Genomic DNA, 20368 nt, shown 5'->3' on the forward strand with positions numbered 1-20368 from the left:
TCATAATTTAAGAGATCATTAATTTTTTAATTAATTTAATTTCTTAAACGGTTGGTTAGGTTCGGGGTGGTTCCCGAACCTTTTTTTTGATTGTAAGTCAACTTCTCCATTTTAAGCAAATCTTAAGGCACTGATTGGATAAATCTTAGTTATACATTTTAAATTTGTAATGTAATTAAATACACCCAGAAATGTTAGAAAAAATTATCCAGTATAGCATTCACCATAAACTTATTGTTTTGCTTTTCACTGCAGGTATTATTGGTTTTGGTTTTTACTCACTAACAAATATTCCTATTGGTGCAGTGCCAGATGTTACTAATAATCAAGTTCAGGTCATTACTACTTCAAGAAATTTAGCTACTGAAGATGTTGAGAAGTTTTTAACCTATCCGGTAGAATTAGAAATGGCCAACTTACCAGGTGTAAAAGAAATTCGTTCAGTTTCAAAATTTGGCTTATCAGTTGTTACAGTGGTGTTTGAAGATAATATTGGGACTTACTTACCAAGACAACTTATTGCAGAAAAAATAAAAAATGCTGAAGAAAAAATTCCTACTGGATTTGGAACCCCTTTTATGGGTCCTGTTTCAACTGGACTTGGAGAAATTTATCAGTATATCATCAATGTTGACCCTAAATATAAAGACAAGTATTCATTAACCGACGTTCGCACCATTCAAGACTGGATTATAAAACGACAACTATCAGGCATTCCTGGAGTAGTTGAAGTAAATACTTGGGGAGGTCATTTAAAACAATATGAAGTCGCCTTAAACCCTGAACGATTAAGAGCCATGAATGTGTCTATTTTTGAAGCGTTTGAAGCGTTGGAGAAAAACAACAGTATCGCTGGTGGTGGTTATATAGAAAAATTAAATGAAAGTTATTTTATTCGTGGTGAAGGTTTAGTTAATTCTTTAGAAGATATTGAAAACATAGTAGTTACCACTAGAGAAAATGTACCAGTTTACATAAAAGATATCGCAAAAGTCGGGTTTGGTTATGCCAATCGTTTCGGTGCTATTACCGGGAATGGTGAAGGAGAAAAAGTGCTTGGTCAGGTAATGATGTTAAAAGACGCCAATTCAAATGCCGTCATCAATGCTGTTAAAGACCGTGTTAGTGAAATTCAATCTTCATTACCTCCGGGAATAAGTATCAATCCTTTTTTAGAACGAAGTGAATTGATTGCAAAAACAACTACCACCATTGCAGAAAACTTAATACTAGGTTGTTTAATCGTCATCTTTGTGGTGGTTTTACTGCTAGGAAATATACGCTCTGGCTTGGTGGTTGCATCGGTTATTCCATTATGTTTACTTTTTGCCTTATCACTCATGTACCTATTTGGCGTAGATGCAAACCTTATGAGTTTAGGTGCTATTGACTTTGGTATTATTATAGATGGCGCTGTAATTATTGTAGAATTCATTGCGTTTAAAATAACAAGTCAACGAGCTCAAGTTTTATCTCTTCCAGAAAATGAAAGACAAGGATTAATTGATAAAATCACCTATCAAGGTGCAACCAAAATGATGAAATCGGCAGTTTTTGGTCAGTTAATCATCATCATCGTTTTTATACCCATATTATCGCTAGTCAATGTTGAAGGAAAAATGTTTAGACCTATGGCCTTGGTGTTCTGTTTTGCACTAATTGGCGCCATGATTTTATGTTTTACATATATCCCTGTAATGGCCTCATTATTCATTAAACCTTCAAATCCAGAAAAGAAAACCATTTCTTCGAGACTCATTACATTTCTTGAAGAGAAATATCAACCCACCATTTCATGGGCTCTTCACAATAAAAATTTGGTACTAAGTCTGTCGGTATCATTGTTATTACTCACCGCATTTTTGTACTCTAAAATGGGTGGTGAATTTGTACCAACCTTAGATGAAGGCGATTTCGTGATTCAGCCTATCCTTAAAACAGGAACCTCTTTAACCAAAACAGTTGAAGCCACCACCAGAATGGAAAAAATACTGTTAAAATTCCCAGAAGTGGAACAAGTAGTAAGCCGCATTGGAGCTGCCGAAGTTCCTACTGACCCAATGTCTATGGAAGAAAGTGATGTGATTATTAAATTAAAACCAAAGGGCGAATGGGTCTCTGCTCAGACTAAAGATGAATTAGCTGACAAATTTAAAGAAGCTCTGTCTGAAATTCCCGGAGTGGACTACGAATTCACACAACCTATTGAGATGAGGTTTAATGAACTTATTACTGGGGTTCGTGCCGATTTAGCCATTAAAATTTTTGGTGAAGATCTAGATGTTCTCTACGAGAAAGCACTTGAAGTAGAAAAAGCGATTCAAAATGTAAAAGGTGCTGCTGATATATCAGTTGAAAAAACAGCTGGATTACCCCAAATGTCCGTTAAGTATAAAAGAAAAAACATTGCTAAATACGGTCTAAACATTCAAGATTTAAACAAAATAATTACAATGGGATTTGCCGGAATGCCTGCCGGTACTGTTTTTGAAGGCGAAAAACAATTTGATTTAGTTGTGAGATATGATGAAAAGCACCGAAAGGATATTCAAAATATTGAAACAGCATCAGTATTACTTCCAAATGGTTATAGCTTACCTTTAAGTGAATTTGCAGACATAAGCTATACTAAAGGACCGGCAAAAATTTCAAGAGACAATACAAAACGGCGTATCGTTGTTGGTGTAAATGTTAGAAATCGTGACTTAGAATCTGTTGTGAAAGATGTTCAAAACATTATTGATAAAGAAGTAAAACTTCCTGTAGGTTATACTGTAAGTTATGGTGGGCAATTTGAAAATCTTAGAACTGCTTCTGCGAGATTAAAAGTAGCCGTACCTATTGCTCTTATTTTAATATTTGTACTCTTATATTTCGCTTTTGATTCAGTGAAAGAAGCCTTAATTATATATAGCGCCATTCCACTATCAGCTATTGGTGGTGTACTACTTCTCTACTTTAGAGATTTACCATTTAGTATTTCTGCTGGTGTTGGTTTTATAGCGCTATTTGGTATCGCGGTTTTAAATGGCATTGTATTAATTGAAGAGTTTAAAGAACTTAAAGCACATGGAATTACCAACATTAATAAACGTATTCTTATGGGAACAAATAACAGATTAAGACCTGTTTTACTTACAGCCGCCGCCGCCGCACTAGGTTTTCTACCAATGGCTATTTCAACCTCAGCTGGTGCAGAAGTTCAACGTCCGTTAGCAACGGTAGTTGTTGGAGGACTTATTAGCGCAACCGCATTAACCCTTGTTGTCTTACCGGTTTTATACGCTATGTTTGACAGAAAAGGGCATGTACCAAAAATAAAAAACAAGGCCTTACCTTTATTAGTTCTTTTATTTTTACCCTTTTTCAGTATCTCTCAAACTAAAGAAATTACAGCAGAGCAAGCGATTGAAATAGCATTAGAAAACAATAACATGCTAAAAGCTTCTGCTAATAAAGTAACCCAATCTAAGCAATTAATGGGCACAGCTTATAATATTGATAAAACTCAGGTTTATTATCATTATGATGAAAATAATATTGCAGAAAACGGACAACCTTTAAAAGTATTTGGCGTGAGTCAGTCCATTCAATTTCCAACAATTTATGGTACACAAAGAAAGGCTGAAAAACAAAAAACAAAATTATCGTTTCAGGAATACAATATCAATGAACGTTTAGTCAAGAAGGAGGTCTATAAAGCCTACTACAATGTGGTTTATTCAAGTAATGTGGTAGAGCACTATAAATATTTGGACAGCCTTTATAATCAATTTTCTAAAGCAGCAAATAAACGTTATGAGGTAGGAGAAACCAATTTGCTTGAAAAACTAACTGCTGAAACCAAACAAAAAGAAATTTCCTTGCTTTTTTTACAAAGTAAAGAAAACGTAACCAAAGCTTACACCCTATTGAATGAATGGCTTCAATCTGATTCTACTTATATGATTTCACAACATCTATCTCCCTTGTTAGAACTTAAAACCTGGAATACCCCAGAACATCCTGGTTTACTTTATTATGAAACTGCAAAAGAGTTATCTCAAACAACCCTTTCATTAGAAAGACAACATCTTTTACCTGATTTAAATTTTTCGGTTTTCCAGGGTACAAATAATGGATTAAATGCTCAAAATTATTCAGGCTTTCAAGCTGGTATATCCATTCCTTTATGGTTTGGTGCCAATACATCAAAAATAAATGCTGCAAAAACACAGACCATGATTATTGACAATGAATATGAAAATTTTAAAATTCAGCTCAATTCAAAATATAAAAGTTTGCTATCAGATCTAAAAAAATATGAAGAGGCTGTTAATTATTATAACACAACTGGTCAAAATTTATCAAAACAACTAAACCTAAATGCCTCCAAAGCTTTCCTAAATGGTGAAGTTGATTTTCTGCAATATGTACAACTTTTAGAGAGCGCCACAAAAATTGAGATAAATTATTTACAGAATCTCTTTGATTATAATTCAACCATTTTAGAATTAAACTATTTAACTTATTAATCATGATAACCATGTTCAACAACTTTAAAAATATAATATCATTAATAGGATTCCTTATAATCGTCTCAGTAAGTCTTGTTTCTTGTAATTCAAAAAATAAAGAAGATGTTATTACTATTGAAACTTCTGAATCTTCAGAAAAAGATATGATAACCATTACAGATGCTCAATTTGTTTCGTCAGAAATGGAACTGGGTAAAATAACAAAACATGAATTTATCACGTCTGTAAAAGCTAACGGTATGTTTGATGTTCCACCAGAAAACAAAGCCACTGTAAGTGCTTATTTTGCGGGTTATGTTAAAAATATTTCTCTATTACCCGGAGATATTGTTAAAAAAGGACAGGTCTTATTTACACTGGAAAACCCTGAATACATTCAAATTCAGCAAGATTTTTTAGAAGCTAAATCCAAATTAAATTATTTGAAAGCCGACTATGAAAGACAAAAAACCTTAGTAGCCGATAATGTTACCTCACAAAAAAATTATTTGAAAGCTGAATCAGACTATAAGGTAACTCTAGCTCAATATCAGTCTTTACAAAAGAAATTAAGTTTGATGAATATTAACTCAAATACTTTAACAGGTGATTCCATTAGGTCTATCATGAATGTAATGTCCCCTATTTCGGGTATTGTAACCTCTATTGAAGTTTCAAAAGGAATGTTTTTAAACCCGTCAGATATTGCAATGACCGTAACTAACACAGACCACTTACATTTAGAATTAAAAATTTTTGAGAATGATCTTCCGTTTGTCAAAGTAGAACAACCTATTAAAATACATCTTCAAAATAACTCAAGCCAAGTATATAATGGAAGCGTTCATTTAATCAATAGAGCTATTAATCCAACAGAAAGAACTATTGATATTCATGGTGATTTAGAAAATCCAGATGATGCTAAACTATTTGCCCCAGGCATGTATTTAGAAGCAGATATTATAACTTCAAGTAATGTATTTGATGCGCTACCAACCGAAGCAGTCATTAATTTTGAGAACACTAATTATGCAATATTAAAACAAAATGTTACCTCATTTAAAAAAGTACCTGTTCAAATAGGGCAATCTTCAAATGGATTTATTCAAATTTTAAATGCTAACGACTTTGATCCTAATTCTGAGTTTATTACAAAAGGTGCATTTAACTTAATAACAGAATAGTCATTTAACCCCATAAGTATTAATAAAAAAACCAAACATTAATATGTTTGGTTTTTTTGTAAGGTTGACAATATTTGTTAAATCAATATCTTATTTGGTTAGACTTCCGCTAAGTGCTATTTTTTCACGCTTATCCTCGATGACCTGAGAGACATATTTTCCGCGGATAGCGTGTATCCAATTTTTTGCCCGGGCATTGAGTTTAAAATCATCAGTCATCATACGACCTCTTGACACTAAAATACCCATATCGGCCCCTTCATAAATATAATCCCCTTTCTTGGAAATATGTAAAAAGAAGGCCTCATTTTCAGTCTCAACGGCTCTTCTATGGGTATCCATTCGGTCAAATTGTATGTGTCCGTTATCGAACATTTTATAAATACCGGAAGCTGGAGCTTCTGAGACATACTCTATAGTATCTTCAGTATGTTTAACAATCAATTGGCTCCATCCATCTATGTTTTCTTGTCTTGCCCATCTCTCATTTAACTCTTTAATGTTTAAGTCATAATCTACATCCATCCATTCTAAAATGTGGAATACAAAAAGAGGTGCATCTGCTAAAGCAAAAACAGCATGGTTAGTTATAGAACTTGCTCCCGTTACCCTAGGATTTAATTCTCCTAAATATACTTCTCCATTATCCTGATCGATTAAAAAATCCAGTTCAAAATACCCCTTGTAGCCTTCTTTTCTTAATTGATTACCGAAAAGTTGCGTGTATTTTATGGCTTTTTCACGTATTTCAGGATTAAATGCATTAGGATAAATTTCATTACCACACCAACCGCCTTTGTAAGGAGTCAATTCTTTAAAACCAACAAGTTCTGTCATTAAAGGAGCTACAATGGTACCATGTCTTGTAACGCAGGCCTCAATAGCCGAGCCTTTGCAATTGATGCGTTTCATTACTTTAACTTCCTTCTCTTTGACAATTTCCTCTTCATATTTTTTAAACTCTTCTTCGTTGGAAATAAAAAAAGTGGTATGACCGGAATCTCCGAAGGGTGTCTGAATCACTAAATCGGTTCCGAGTGATTTTGACACTTTATTCAAGTGAGTATAATCTGTTACAGGAGTTAATACATAGGGCACACAAGGTACACCTGCTTTTTCAGCAATACGGTTGGTATTTACTTTGTTGTCCATTAACGTACGCATCTTGGCTGTAGGGAACATGATCTGTAATCCTAATTTTTTTGCCAGCTTCTCAGTCTTTTCGTCAAACATTAGAAACATGGCTTTACCTGTATTCTTACCTTTTTTTCTTGTTTTTAAATAGTCTTGAACTTCTGGGTGTTGAAGTAGGTAGTTGTTTATATCTTCAATACAAGTAAACTCATCATGGGGAATTTCTTCTTTTGGTGAGAAAACATTAGGATGCTGACCATCAAAACATTCGATATGACAGATAAATTTAAAGCCCTTAATCCATTCATCTGCACCTAACATATTGAAATTGGTAGCACTAATAAAATATAAAGGCACTTCGTTTTTATAAAAATATCTTCTTATATCTGGGACGCCATTAAGTGCTTCGGTTTTTGATGCCTTTTTTACAGGCGTTATTTTTTTGCTAATTGGTTTTGCGGTTTTTTTTGTGTCTATTGTTTTTTTAGTAGTCATGTAAATATTTTTCAATGATTAAATTAATTAATTTTTCTTTTTCCCAATGGACATGCCACCCATTGCAGTGGTAATCTTATGTCTGTTCAATACCTTTTCACTGAATACTCTAAGACCCAAATCGGAACGGTAGCCATGAATTTCACTTACATCGAGTACTGTCATAAAATTGATAATTTCTTCGCTTACCACCTGTCCAGGGACTAATACTGGAAAACCTGGTGGATAGGGAATTACGAATGTTGAAGCAACCAGATTTCTTCCTGTTTCCATTTTAGATAAACATTCCTTTAAGGGTATATATTCATAATTTTCTTCATCGTACGCCAGGAAATAGGCTTCTCGCAAATCACCTCCAGGAACTCCTGGTACAGCTTGAAAGGAATGATGGAAATAGCTAAAATCCGGTAATGGTGGAACCTCTTTTGTTAAAGAATGTATTCTATTATCCCGAATTTCCCTTTCCTTGTTGTTCAAGGCCCTGAACTCATCATCCAATTCATCTGTAATTTTTAAAAGGGCATTAATAAGATAAGTGATACTACCTCTGGTAGTTCCAATATTCGTCATAAATAATACCGTGTTACGAGATGTTTTGTTAATCTGGATATTGAATTTATCCATTAAATATTTGTTTTTGAAAGTATCACCATCAACACCTGTTTTTCCTATATATAAGGTGATTTTGGTAGGGTCTAAAACAAATTCATCTTTCTCCCAAGCTTCGTCCATACGGTTCCAACCTTCATGTTTGGTATAGTATTCTTTAAGTCCGGTTTGACGAAATTTATTTGGAATAAAATCTTTCACCGTCAAAACATCAAAGTATTTACTCAATTGAGGATTATCGTTTACCTTGGCGCGAAGCACCATGGCCATTTCAATACTCTTTTCAACCAGCTCAAATCCTTCAAGTTGCACTTGCCGTCTGCCTACATCTAATGATGCTAACATTTGGTAGTTTGGCGACGTAGACGTGTGCGTCATGTAGGCTTCAAGAAAGGTGTTTTCTGTTTTTCTACGAAAATCTTCATCCCAAATATGAATCATAGAGCCTTGTCTAAAACTACTTAAAGTCTTATGGGTACTTTGGGTGGCATAGACACGTACTCGAACCTTATCAGGATCAGGTAATGAGGATTGGTCTCCATTTTTCAATCCTTTTATATGCTCATTGTACTGCTTTCTATAATGGGTACTTTTATATTTTTCATAAAGCTTGTTTGCAGTGAACATGCCGGTTCGTTGCCTATAATTATATGCAAATCCTGCAAAAGCAAACCAAGCTTCATCCCATAAAAAAACCATATCTGGTTTAATGGCAAGAACTTCTTCCATAACACGCTCCACATTATATACAAGACCGTCAAAAGTACAGTTGGTTAACAGTAACATCTTCACCTTGTCCAGTCTTCCTGCTTCTTTTAATTTTAGTAGTTTGGTTTTAATCTGTTCTAAAGGAACTGCCCCATACATAGAATATTCTTCAATAGGGTAGGAATCCAAATATACTGGATAAGCACCTGCCAAAACCAATCCGTAGTGATGTGACTTATGACAATCTCTATCAACAAGTACCACATCATGAGGTTTAACCAAGGCTTGCATAACTATTTTATTGGCTGTTGATGTTCCGTTGGTCACGAAATAGGTGTATTGAGAACCATAGGCATCGCTTGCCATCTCTTGGGCTTTTTTAATTGGCCCAGTGGGTTGTAACAAGGAATCAAGTCCACCTGTTGTAGCCGATGTTTCCGCCAAAAACATATTGCGACCGTAAAAATCGCCAAAATCATGGATCCATCTTGATTTGAAAACAGAATTTCCACGAGATATAGGCATCGCGTGAAATACTCCTGTTGGCTTTTGACTATATTCAACCAAGGCAGAAAAAAAAGGAGTATTATATCGTTCGGTGATACCATGCATGATAGTTAGATGAAGTTCCTGTATATCTTCTGATTGATAAAAGATACGTCTGAAACCTGTAATGGTATTGTCTTTTAGATGTCCAAGGGAAGAATCAGTAACATAATAGGTGTCTAACTCGGGCCGCAGTTGTTTTGCCAACTCACCAATGATTGGACCGAGATCGGTTTCCGGTTTTGATGAAAAATCATGCTTATTAATTTCTTCGATATATGGTTTTATAAGCGGTGTAATTAGCTCTGAGTGGTAAGGCGGGGCATAACGCACTACAACTGCTTGGATATTATGATTAAAAAGTAAAGTAATCATGGCATCCTGAAAAGAACGTTGCACTACAACCCCATAACTGAACTTGTCGTTTGGAGTCTGTAGGTTTCTTAAATTATGCTTCAATTTATATTCCTCCTCTTTGGAAATATTGTCCACAAACAAAACCTCAAAATGATTTTTTCTAATATTAGTATGTTGCTCATAATCCTCTGCAGTCTCCGCATTTTGTTCATCAAAATCAATCAAGTCAGGTTTGCTTTTATAACTGTCTCCTAACAATTGTCTTGTAGTTTGGGCTACTAAATGAGATAGAGAGGCAAATTCATGACTAGAAAAGGCATTTTCGAGTTTCTGTAACCGCTCTTTTCCTGGGAATGCGAAAAAGCACTCCACTACTTTTAGATCCTTTATTAACTCCTTAATATTTATTTTATGTGCTTTTTCATTCGTAGACCCTTTATAGCAACGGGTTAGTTCAGAGGTTTCCATCTTCAGTTTGTTCCAAAAATCAACCCGAAGCTGTCCGATGTTATAATAAGGAGCACTTTTTGTTTTATTTTTAATCACGTTTAATTTTTTGAGTGTAAAGCCAGTTTGTTTCCTTGAGAATCGATAAAAATGGCAAAATAGCCAGCATCTATACTAATGAGGGTTTTTGGCATTACTATGCGTCCGCCTACCTCTTCAACTTTATTTAACACGTTGTTGAGATCTTTCCCTCCGTTTAAATAGATCAATGGGCCTGTATCAGAAGGAATTGATCCAGGAGCTACAATTACGGCTCCGCCAATACCTGATGTCACTGGAAAAAAGGCCATAGCATTTACATCGGTTATCTTTTGAGCCATATCAATCCCAAATATATGGTTATAGAAATGTACTGCTTGTTTAAAATCAATCGCAGGTATTTCGAACCAACTCACATAATCTTTAATTGCTGTTCCGTTCTTATTTTTACTCATTGGAATTCCACCCATATTTTTTGTTTTAAATTATACCATCCCCTTTATAGTGGATGGGCGTGCTTTGATGCTCTAAAGCGTTTTCTTTGATTTTTAATTCTGTAATTTTATCAAGTCGCGAAGGCTTGATTAGAGGGCCTAAAGAATCTAGATAAGGAGTGGGAATATTGGGTTGATAGATACCAAAATGACTTGATTTCAAATGGTCTCTAAAACTTTTTAAAGGTTGTCCCAAACGAAGTATCCCTAATTCGCGACTTCTTTTTGCTCTTTCAATATTCAATTCAAGCGGAATAATTTCCTCGGTCCCTTCAGACTGGTGCAATATCCGTCCATCAGGTCCGCAAACAATTGAACGTCCGCAACCTCCTGTATCCAAACCATTAACATCAAAGAAATAGCATTGGTTAATTGAAGCCATGGCTCTTACAATTGAAAGTTCAATCTCTCTATCGATAGTTCCTGACATAGTAGGATGCATAATCACTTCCGCACCCATTGTGGCTAACGTACGAATGGTTTCAGGAAACCACATATCATAACAGATAGATACTCCAAATCTTGCTACATTAGGTACGTCAAACACGCAGTAATGCTCTCCCGGTGTCACACCTGTTTCATAAGGATAAAAAGGAAACATTTTGCGGTAACGAGTTACTATTTCTCCTTTGGGATTGATAACCGTAGCCGTATTGTAAATTTTGTCCTCACTTTTTTCAAAAATGGAGCCAGGGAGCAGCCATATTCCATACTCTTTGGCTTTGGCTTGCATTTCTGCTTCAAAATTATTAGGAATGGGTTGTGCTGTATGGGTTAATGGCCCGAAAGCACAAAGTTCACTAAACATAATCATCTCTATCCATGGATAGAGATTCATGGTTATATCAATTTTCAGTTTCATCATTTCCACGTTGGAAGCGACAGCTGATACTTTCATTTGTATTCCTGCAATTGCGAATGGTCTCATAATTATTTTTTTGTAGCTTTTTTAATTTCGTTTTCTAAAATTGTCATTCCCTTATCTAATTGCTGTTGGGTTATTACGAGGGGTGAAAGTATTCTAATAATATTTTTATGCGTTCCTGCACTCAACATGATCAAGCCGTTTTCAAAACAGCCCTCTACCACTCTTGAACATAAATCAGCATCCGGTTGACTAGGATCATTATTTTTTACAAACTCGATTGCGATCATGGCGCCAATGCCTCTGACATCACCAATTTCAGGACAGACCTTCTTCAAATTTTTCAAACGCCCCTTAATAGTCGCTCCTAACACCTTGGCTTTTTGATTAAGATGAATCTTTTTCATGTATTTGATGGTAGCCAAAGCGGCAGCACAACAAACAGGGCTACCTATATAGGTACCGCCAATAGAGCCTGGAGCCGCAGTGTCCATTACCTCTGCACGACCTACGACAGCTGCAATGGGAAGACCCGACCCCATAGATTTAGCATAGGTACTTATATCAGGCTGTACCCCATAATGTTGCCAGCTGGCCCAGTGTCCTGTTCTACAGAAACCACTTTGTACTTCATCCATAATGAGCATAATTCCATGCTCGTCGCAGAATGCTCGCAGTCCTTCTAAATATTTTTGAGGTATGGGGTTAAACCCGCCCTCCCCTTGTATAGGTTCTACAATAATAGCGGCAACACTTTTTACATCGACCAAATTAAGGGCACTTTCATGCAGTCGTTTGAGTTCATCCTTGACAAAGGCCGATCCTCCCCTAGCCCCTTTATAACGGTATACATTTGGAAAAGGAAGCCTATACACTTCAGGAGCAAATGGACCACAATCGTATTTATAGCCTATCTTGCTAGTCAATGTCATGGCCATCATAGTACGCCCGTGATAAGCTCCTGTATAACAAATAACAGCAGGTCGTTTCGTTGCTTGCCTTGCTATTTTTATAGCATTCTCTATTGCTTCTGCCCCGGTACTAACCAGCATTACCTTTGTTTTTTCACCGTGGGGCAAAATTTTAGCCAATTCCTCACATAATTCAATGTACGGTTCATAGGTAACCACATTAAAACTAGTATGCAGATACTTTCCTGCCTGTTCCCTAATCGCCGCAACAACAGGTTCCGGGCAATGTCCGGCATTTACTACTCCAATCCCACCGGCAAAATCGATAAGTTCTCGCCCATCAGCATCAATAATAAGTGCTCCTTTGGCTTCCTTTACTGTAGCAGTGTTAAATACACCCACACCATTGGCCACAGACTCCTTTCTTCGATTAAGAAGTTCCTGTGATTTAGTTAATTTTTCTGTCATTTAAAAAAATCTGTTTTTTTATAGGTTAACTTAAATAATATGGGTTTATGTCTATTTACCCGATTTATAAAAATTATTATCCTTTTTTACAATATTAATAGACTCACAATTTTTTCAGAACCTCCTATAGGATTTAAAAAATGGATCTCAATATTTGGGATTATTCCCAATAAGAAAATACATTAACCACAGGCTTTATTGTCTTGGTTCTTTTTTTTTTATAGATTTATAGAGATGGATATCTATGTAAGTTGTGAATAATAAATGTGATAATGTAACTTACTTCTAGGTCTCAATATAAGTAATTATATATGTTAGAACAGCTACCTAGGTACCACATGGATTAAATTGATCACAAATTATAGCAATGATTTTCAAAAATTAAGAAAGGTATTTTTCTTCAGCGATGGAAATTAGTATTTTTAGATTCTTTACCTTTATTTTTTTTCTGCTCACTGAAATAGCACCACAACGTTTCATTTCTTGAATATGCCTGCTAACAACCGATCTGGTAGTACCAATAAGGCTTGCAATCTCATCATTTGGCAAGTTGTTTATTAATTGCAATTTATTTGTTTTTCCATTGATATTTTTAAGTAGCAAGTTGGCCAAACGCACCAGGGTGCTGTGCAAAGTAACATCAGTAGCGACGTCCATAAGTTGTCGCATGCGCTCACCTAAATAATACAAAATTGTCTTGTGCATGACAGGATATTCATTAATCCATAGCCTCATTTGTTCCATTGGGATTTTTAATACTTCCAATTTCTCTAAAGCTTCCCAATAAACATCGTGTGGTTTAGAATCTAATAAGGAAAGCACATCAAAAACATCTCCATTAGACAAAATAAATACAGTATGCTCTCTGCCTGTTTCGGCATTGGACTTGAACACTTTTAGCTTACCAGAAACAATAAAATAAAAGGTGGTCCCGACTTCTATACTACTTTTAAAGTTTTTTGTTTTCCAATGCTCATTCGTCATTTGGCTTAAAAGTTTTTGCAGAGACTCCATACTGGAATCCTTTAAAAAAGAGGAATTTGTAAGGGCTATTAAATATTTTTGGTAATGAATATCTTGAGGTGTCATTAAATCGAATAAAACCAAAGATACTTAAATTTAACAAGAACCATAAATTATGTAAATAATGAGGAAAATATTAAATAAACTTAGAGTCCTAAAAACAAAAAACACTGCTAATTATATCTTTAACAGTGTTTCACTTTAATCTTAAAGTTAGTATGTCGGGGTGGCAGGATTCGAACCTGCGACCTCCTGCTCCCAAAGCAGGCGCGATAACCGGGCTACGCTACACCCCGATTAAAAAAACGCTCATTTTATAATAACAAAACGTTCTCTTAAACAGAGTGCAAATATAATTTTTTTATATTATTGAAACCTACATATTTCAGTTATTTTTCAATAAAAATCACTTTACTTGTTATTAAATATTTAACAATATTTTTGTTCTAATTGAACCTTTTAAATATTAAAAAATAAGTTTTAAACGATTTAATTAACTTTCCAATTAACTAACTTTGTAAAGTAGATAAAAAATGTTTTTATGCTCATTATAGGAATTGCTGGTGGCACAGGTTGCGGAAAAACAACCGTTGTAAACAAAATAATAAACGAACTTCCCGAAGGTGAAGTTGGGGTGATCTCACAAGATTCCTATTACAAGGACACATCACATTTAAATTATGACGAACGAATAAAAATTAATTTTGACCATCCTAGATCTATTGATTTTGAACTTTTAGTAGAGCATTTGAAAGCATTAAAAATAAATACGCCGGTAAACCAACCCGTATATTCTTTCGTTAAACATAATAGAACCGGAGATACCGTTTTAACACATCCAAGAAAAGTTATGATAGTTGAAGGTATTTTAATTTTTACAAATCCTGAATTAAGGGAAATGTTTGATATCAAATTATTTGTGCATGCTGATACTGATGAGCGTTTAATCAGACGATTAAAGCGCGATATTTCAGAACGCGGCAGAGATCTTGACGAAGTTTTATCACGATATCAAATGACACTCAAACCAATGCATGACCAGTTTATTGAACCCATGAAAGAATATGCAGATATGATCATACCTAATAACAAGCATAATACAGTGGCTATTGATATTGTGAGATCTATTATAACTCAAAAACTATAAATGTCCATTTTTAATTATAAATCAAGGTTTTTAAAACCGTTCAAAAATGTGTTTATCCTCATTTTATTTGTTTTTATTGTTTGGATGCTTTTTTTTGACGCCAATTCCTATCTCATTCATCATGAATTAAATTCAGATATTGATGCTTTGGAAACCGAAAAAGAGTATTATCATAAAGAAATTGAAAAAGACAAAAAAGCAATAAAAAAATTAAGTACAGAAGAAGGACTTGAAAAATTTGCACGCGAAGAATATTACATGAAGCGTGACAGTGAAGAAATCTTTATTATTGAATATGAAGACAGTTTAAAAACAAAAGATAATGAGTAAATTATTATTTAATGAATTTGAAGCTGTGACATCAAAACAGTGGAAACAAAAAATACAATTTGACTTAAAAGGCGCTGACTATAATGAAAATCTCATATGGAAAACCAATGAGGATATTGATGTAAAACCGTTTTATCATTCAGATGAGTTCAAAGAGCTGCCTGCCATTTCAAATACCAAAGCTACCCAATGGCACATTTGTCAGTCAATCTTTGTTGCTGATGCCAATAAATCAAATAAAAAGGCCATCAATGCCATTGGACGAGGTGCTGAAAGCATCAAATTTATCATCCCAAGTGAGACCATTTCCCTTACACAACTCATTCAAAATATTGATACTACATCAATCTCTCTTTATTTTGAATTACAATTTCTGTCAGACAAATACCTCCTGCAGTTTAAAGATCTTATAAATAATGAAAACCTGTTTTTTTATATCGATATTATTGGAAATCTGGCAAAAAATGGCAATTGGTTTAGTTCCTTACAAGAAGATCATCAAAAATTTGAAACAATAGTCAATCAAATTAACACAATTAGTGTTGATATGTCTCTGTATCAAAATGCAGGAGCAAATATGGTACAACAATTGGCTTATGGGTTATCACAAGCCAATGAATACTTAAATCACTTTGATTCCAAACTTGGGAAAGACAAGAAACAGTCTATAAAAATACTTTTTAAAGTTTCTGTGGGTACTAATTATTTTTTTGAGATTGCAAAACTGAAAGCTTTAAGAATTTTGTGGAACACTTTAGCCCCAGAATATGGGTTTAACTCACAATGCCATATTGTAGTTACGCCAACTAAACGCAATAAAACGCTCTATGATTACAACACAAATATGTTGCGCACTACCACAGAATGCATGAGTGCCATTTTAGGTGGCGCCAATACTGTTTGTAACTTAGCATATGATGCCGTTTATCATAAAGACAATGAATTTGGAGAGCGAATAGCACGTAATCAGTTATTAATTTTAAAACACGAAAGTTATTTTGATAAAGTCAATAACCCATCTGATGGTACTTATTATATAGAAAGCTTAACAAATCAATTAGCAGAAAAATCTTTAGAACTTTTTAAAAATATTGAAGCAAATGGTGGCTTTCTTAACCAGCTTAAAGAAGGCACCATACAAAGAAAAATAAAAGAGTATGCCGCTAAAGAACAACAGCAGTTTGATGAAGGGAAAGAAATATTGTTAGGAAGTAATAAATACCCAAATCCCAAGGATACAATGAAGCAGGAACTCGAACTCTATCCTTTTGTAAAAATAAATCAAAGAAAAACCTTGATTGAGCCAATCATTGAAAAAAGACTAGCTGAAAAACTAGAACAAGAACGATTAAAAAAAGAAGATTAAAATGACAACAAAATTTTATTTTATTATTTTATTTATTCTATGTTTTGCAACCAGTTGCAAAAAGGAAAACACCTTCAAAGAATACGAGTTTGCTGACAAGCCAGCTGTTTTAGAATGCAACAACTTAAACTCAAAACTATATAATGAAGCACTTTATAGTTTTGAAAATGACATCTTAAACTTTTATGGTAAAGACAAAAAAAGTTTATTATTGGCCTATTCGCAGTTTATTAGATTATCTGTTTATGGTAGAGTTAATTATAAAAACATAGTTTCAGAACACACATTAAAAGTATTTGAAGCTTTAAAAAACGAATCTGAATTGTGGAATTTGAACAACGCTTCTAGTCATTTAAATTACAATAGTGCTTTAATGAATTGTATTGCTCAAAACATAACCAATCCTAACTTAAAAACGACCCTAAACGCTCTGCTTTCTACTAACAGCATGAGCCCTAAATTATTTGGAGTTCCTTTATCTACTAATTATAGCACAACATTAAGCGATAAATATTTAGCCTCATATGTTGCTTTTGAATTGTTTTATGCCAAACTTTTTGATGTCGATTTTTCACAGGTTGAGAAAGAAAAACAAAAAGTAGATTTCAATATAACTCAGTAAAAAAGCGCCTTAAAAGATGTCAAGAAAAAATCTTCAACATATTACTTTAAAACATCAAACAAAAAAAGGAAAGAGTTTAACACAAAACGCCTTTTTAACTGCTGAAACTATCAATTTAAAGTCTACATATACTCCTGAAGATTTAAAACCAGTGGAGCATTTAAATTTTGGAGCTGGTATTCCGCCATTTCTTCGTGGGCCTTATGCCACTATGTATGTGCAAAGACCCTGGACCATTCGTCAATACGCAGGCTTTTCAACTGCTGAAGACAGTAATGCCTTTTATAGAAGAAATTTGGCTGCCGGGCAGAAAGGATTATCTGTGGCTTTTGATTTAGCCACTCATAGAGGTTATGATAGTGATCACGAACGTGTTGTTGGTGACGTTGGAAAAGCGGGCGTTGCGATTGATTCTTTGGAAGACATGAAAATTCTTTTTGATCAAATTCCACTGGATAAAATGTCTGTTTCTATGACTATGAATGGGGCCGTTCTGCCAATCATGGCTTTTTATATTGTTGCAGCAGAAGAACAAGGTGCAAAACAAATAGATTTATCAGGTACGATTCAAAATGATATTCTAAAGGAATTTATGGTGCGTAACACTTACATCTATCCGCCTACTCCTTCAATGAAAATTATTTCAGATATTTTTGAATATACCAGTAAAAACATGCCGAAATTTAATAGTATTAGTATTTCCGGTTACCATATGCAAGAAGCTGGTGCTACCTGTGACATTGAGTTAGCTTATACTTTGGCAGATGGATTGGAGTATATTAGAAAAGGGCTCGATGCCGGTATGGATATTGACACCTTTGCACCGCGCTTATCTTTCTTTTGGGCCATAGGAATGAATCATTTTATGGAAATTGCCAAAATGCGGGCAGCGCGCATGCTTTGGGCTAAGATCGTGAAGCAATTTAATCCCAAAAATGAAAAATCTCTTATTCTTCGAACCCATTGTCAAACCAGTGGCTGGAGTTTAACAGAACAAGATCCGTTTAATAATGTTTCAAGAACCTGTATTGAAGCTGCTGCTGCGGCTTTTGGAGGCACTCAAAGTTTACACACCAATGCATTAGATGAAGCTATTGCTTTACCTACTGATTTTTCAGCCCGAATAGCAAGAAATACTCAAATTTATTTACAAGAAGAAACTAAAATTACTAAAACGGCTGACCCTTGGGCTGGAAGTTATTATTTAGAAACCTTAACGCATGAAATTGCTCAGAAAGCCTGGTCCCTTTTAGAAGAAGTAGAAGAATTAGGTGGCATGACCAAAGCCATTGAAGCAGGTATCCCCAAATTACGTATTGAAGAAGCTGCTGCCCGAAAACAAGCCAGAATAGATTCTAATCAAGACATTATTGTAGGCGTCAATAAATACAGGCTTGAACAAGAAGACCCCATACAAACGCTTGAAGTAGACAATCAAACAGTGAGAGCACAACAAATAGAACGGTTAAAAAGCATAAAGGCTCTTCGTAATACTGATAAAGTAAATGCTGCCCTGGCAAAATTAACTGAAGCAGCTCGTTCAGGAAACCAAAATTTATTAGCTTTAGCTATTGAAGCAGCTAGAGAAAGGGCCACTCTTGGTGAAATTAGTGATGCCCTTGAAGTTGTATTTGGTAGATATAAAGCACAAATTAAATCATTTAGTGGCGTGTATAGTAAAGAAATAAAAGACGATGCATCCTTTCAAAAAGCGAGAGCACTTGCTGATGTTTTTGCAGAGCAAGAAGGCAGAAGACCTCGTATTATGATTGCTAAAATGGGGCAAGATGGCCATGACCGGGGTGCCAAAGTAGTAGCTACAGGTTATGCCGATGTTGGCTTTGATGTTGATATTGGTCCGTTATTCCAAACACCACAAGAAGCTGCCAAACAAGCAGTGGAAAATGACGTACATATTTTAGGAGTTTCCTCTTTGGCCGCAGGTCATAAAACTTTGGTGCCACAAGTTATAAAGGAACTTAAAAAATACGGTAGAGATGATATTATGGTCATAGTGGGTGGTGTCATTCCAAAACAAGACTACCAGTTTTTATTTGATGCCGGAGCAATTGCTGTATTTGGCCCTGGTACTAAAATTAGTGAGGCAGCTATAAAAATACTGAAAATCTTAATAGATTAAATAAAAACTAAAAAGGCCAGTTTGCTGCAGCAAACTGGCCTTTTATATTAAGATTAGATTTACTGTAATTAATCTTTTTTTAACTCTTGTTAAATTCAAAATTTTCAAAATATCTAACATTTAGTTACTATAAAAAAACAACTTTAATGTTAACAAGTTGGATTTTTATTCCTCATAAATAATTGTATTTTTACCAATCATAAAACCAAATCATTAATGGGTAAAATCATTGCAATTGCCAACCAAAAAGGTGGTGTAGGAAAAACAACAACATCCATCAATTTAGCCGCCTCATTAGGCGTTCTTGAAAAAAAAGTCTTATTAATAGATGCTGACCCTCAGGCAAATGCAACTTCCGGATTAGGAATAAATGTTGACACCGTTGAATTAGGAACTTATCAGCTTCTAGAGCATTCCAATACAGCAAGAGAAGCTATAATAACTACCGATACTCCTAACTTAGATATCATTCCGTCTCATATTGACCTAGTCGCTATTGAAATTGAATTAGTTGATAAAGATGAAAGAGAATATATGCTAAAAAAAGCATTAACTGAAGTGAAAAATGACTATGATTTTATTATCATAGACTGTGCGCCTTCTTTAGGATTGCTTACTTTAAATGCTTTAACGGCTGCTGATGCCGTTATTATTCCCATACAATGTGAGTATTTTGCTCTGGAGGGTTTAGGAAAACTTTTGAATACCATAAAAAGTGTGCAAAAAATTCATAATCCTGATTTAGATATTGAAGGTTTATTGTTAACGATGTATGACTCCAGATTACGATTATCAAATCAAGTGGTTGAAGAAGTTCAAAAACATTTCAACAACATGGTATTTCAAACTATTATACAACGAAACGTGCGTTTAAGTGAAGCTCCTAGTTATGGTGAAAACATAATTAAATATGACGCGAGTAGCAAAGGTGCTACAAATTACTTAAGTTTGGCAAAAGAAATTATCAATAAAAACTCTTAAGAGATT

At 34.6% G+C, this 20368-nt stretch carries 14 protein-coding genes and 1 tRNA gene; 8 read left to right on the forward strand and 7 right to left on the reverse strand.

Translation table 11 applies throughout. The features are described from left to right. Nucleotides 1-191 precede the first annotated feature (191 nt). Together V8G56_RS14365 and V8G56_RS14370 are read left to right on the forward strand one after the other, a co-directional pair. Nucleotides 192-4514 carry a CusA/CzcA family heavy metal efflux RND transporter gene (locus tag V8G56_RS14365; RefSeq protein WP_395439154.1) on the forward strand — a complete coding sequence of 1441 codons (4323 nt, stop codon included), beginning with the start codon at nt 192-194 and terminating at the stop codon, nt 4512-4514. Nucleotides 4515-4516: 2 nt separating this feature from the next. Further along, nucleotides 4517-5680, forward strand: coding sequence for an efflux RND transporter periplasmic adaptor subunit (locus V8G56_RS14370; RefSeq protein ID WP_395439155.1), 1164 nt, complete (start codon nt 4517-4519; stop codon nt 5678-5680). 90 nt (nt 5681-5770) lie between these two features. Here the strand turns inward: V8G56_RS14370 and V8G56_RS14375 are convergent, their stop codons facing one another. The 7 genes from V8G56_RS14375 to V8G56_RS14405 form a co-directional block, all read right to left on the reverse strand. Further along, nucleotides 5771-7309, reverse strand: coding sequence for a biotin carboxylase (locus V8G56_RS14375; RefSeq protein ID WP_395439156.1), 1539 nt, complete (start codon nt 7307-7309; stop codon nt 5771-5773). 27 nt (nt 7310-7336) lie between these two features. After that, nucleotides 7337-10075: an aminotransferase class I/II-fold pyridoxal phosphate-dependent enzyme gene (locus V8G56_RS14380; RefSeq protein ID WP_395439157.1), complete on the reverse strand. Its 2739-nt coding sequence runs from the start codon at nt 10073-10075 to the stop codon at nt 7337-7339. A 2-nt stretch (nt 10076-10077) separates the two neighbouring features. Further along, nucleotides 10078-10485, reverse strand: a complete 408-nt coding sequence (locus tag V8G56_RS14385) for a VOC family protein (RefSeq protein ID WP_395439158.1) — start codon at nt 10483-10485, stop codon at nt 10078-10080. Between the two features lie 10 nt (nt 10486-10495). Further along, complete coding sequence (locus V8G56_RS14390) at nt 10496-11437, reverse strand: carbon-nitrogen hydrolase family protein (protein WP_395439159.1); 942 nt, start codon at nt 11435-11437, stop codon at nt 10496-10498. Nucleotides 11438-11439: 2 nt separating this feature from the next. Next, the gene (locus V8G56_RS14395) at nt 11440-12753 is read right to left on the reverse strand and encodes an aspartate aminotransferase family protein (protein WP_395439160.1); all 1314 of its coding nucleotides are present in this window, start codon (nt 12751-12753) and stop codon (nt 11440-11442) included. 381 nt (nt 12754-13134) lie between these two features. Further along, the gene (locus V8G56_RS14400; protein WP_395439161.1) at nt 13135-13860 is read right to left on the reverse strand and encodes a Crp/Fnr family transcriptional regulator; all 726 of its coding nucleotides are present in this window, start codon (nt 13858-13860) and stop codon (nt 13135-13137) included. A gap of 137 nt (nt 13861-13997) precedes the next feature. Continuing rightward, nucleotides 13998-14072: transfer RNA gene (locus tag V8G56_RS14405), tRNA-Pro, on the reverse strand. Between the two features lie 245 nt (nt 14073-14317). On the opposite strand from V8G56_RS14405, the gene udk reads away from it, so the two are divergent. The 6 genes from udk (at nt 14318) to V8G56_RS14435 (ending at nt 20362) form a co-directional block, all read left to right on the forward strand. Further along, the gene (gene udk, locus V8G56_RS14410) at nt 14318-14923 is read left to right on the forward strand and encodes a uridine kinase (RefSeq protein WP_331631374.1); all 606 of its coding nucleotides are present in this window, start codon (nt 14318-14320) and stop codon (nt 14921-14923) included. After that, nucleotides 14924-15253: an FtsB family cell division protein gene (locus V8G56_RS14415; RefSeq protein WP_395439162.1), complete on the forward strand. Its 330-nt coding sequence runs from the start codon at nt 14924-14926 to the stop codon at nt 15251-15253. It abuts the gene before it with no gap. Beyond that, nucleotides 15246-16619, forward strand: coding sequence for a methylmalonyl-CoA mutase subunit beta (locus V8G56_RS14420; RefSeq protein WP_395439163.1), 1374 nt, complete (start codon nt 15246-15248; stop codon nt 16617-16619). The genes V8G56_RS14415 and V8G56_RS14420 overlap by 8 nt, the downstream gene beginning before the upstream one ends. Before the next feature lies 1 nt (nt 16620). After that, complete coding sequence (locus V8G56_RS14425) at nt 16621-17241, forward strand: hypothetical protein (protein WP_395439164.1); 621 nt, start codon at nt 16621-16623, stop codon at nt 17239-17241. Nucleotides 17242-17257: 16 nt separating this feature from the next. Further along, nucleotides 17258-19381, forward strand: coding sequence for a methylmalonyl-CoA mutase (gene scpA / locus V8G56_RS14430; RefSeq protein ID WP_395439165.1), 2124 nt, complete (start codon nt 17258-17260; stop codon nt 19379-19381). Nucleotides 19382-19597: 216 nt separating this feature from the next. Continuing rightward, entirely contained in the window at nt 19598-20362 is a 765-nt protein-coding gene (locus tag V8G56_RS14435) for a ParA family protein (RefSeq protein ID WP_395439166.1), read from the forward strand. The last annotated feature ends 6 nt before the right edge of the window (nt 20363-20368 follow it).

The organism is Gaetbulibacter aquiaggeris (genome assembly GCF_044003965.1).
Classification (GTDB): Bacteria; Bacteroidota; Bacteroidia; order Flavobacteriales; family Flavobacteriaceae; genus Yeosuana; species Yeosuana aquiaggeris.

Excerpts from the sequence above, each read along its gene's own strand:
- scpA (WP_395439165.1), top strand. The coding sequence starts at position 17,258 with ATGTCAAGAAAAAATCTTCAACATATTACTTTAAAACATCAAACAAAA.
- V8G56_RS14395 (WP_395439160.1), bottom strand. The coding sequence starts at position 12,753 with ATGACAGAAAAATTAACTAAATCACAGGAACTTCTTAATCGAAGAAAG.
- V8G56_RS14365 (WP_395439154.1), top strand. The coding sequence starts at position 192 with ATGTTAGAAAAAATTATCCAGTATAGCATTCACCATAAACTTATTGTT.
- V8G56_RS14390 (WP_395439159.1), bottom strand. The coding sequence starts at position 11,437 with ATGAGACCATTCGCAATTGCAGGAATACAAATGAAAGTATCAGCTGTC.
- V8G56_RS14385 (WP_395439158.1), bottom strand. The coding sequence starts at position 10,485 with ATGGGTGGAATTCCAATGAGTAAAAATAAGAACGGAACAGCAATTAAA.
- V8G56_RS14435 (WP_395439166.1), top strand. The coding sequence starts at position 19,598 with ATGGGTAAAATCATTGCAATTGCCAACCAAAAAGGTGGTGTAGGAAAA.
- udk (WP_331631374.1), top strand. The coding sequence starts at position 14,318 with ATGCTCATTATAGGAATTGCTGGTGGCACAGGTTGCGGAAAAACAACC.
- V8G56_RS14370 (WP_395439155.1), top strand. The coding sequence starts at position 4,517 with ATGATAACCATGTTCAACAACTTTAAAAATATAATATCATTAATAGGA.
- V8G56_RS14425 (WP_395439164.1), top strand. The coding sequence starts at position 16,621 with ATGACAACAAAATTTTATTTTATTATTTTATTTATTCTATGTTTTGCA.
- V8G56_RS14420 (WP_395439163.1), top strand. The coding sequence starts at position 15,246 with ATGAGTAAATTATTATTTAATGAATTTGAAGCTGTGACATCAAAACAG.
- V8G56_RS14415 (WP_395439162.1), top strand. The coding sequence starts at position 14,924 with ATGTCCATTTTTAATTATAAATCAAGGTTTTTAAAACCGTTCAAAAAT.
- V8G56_RS14375 (WP_395439156.1), bottom strand. The coding sequence starts at position 7,309 with ATGACTACTAAAAAAACAATAGACACAAAAAAAACCGCAAAACCAATT.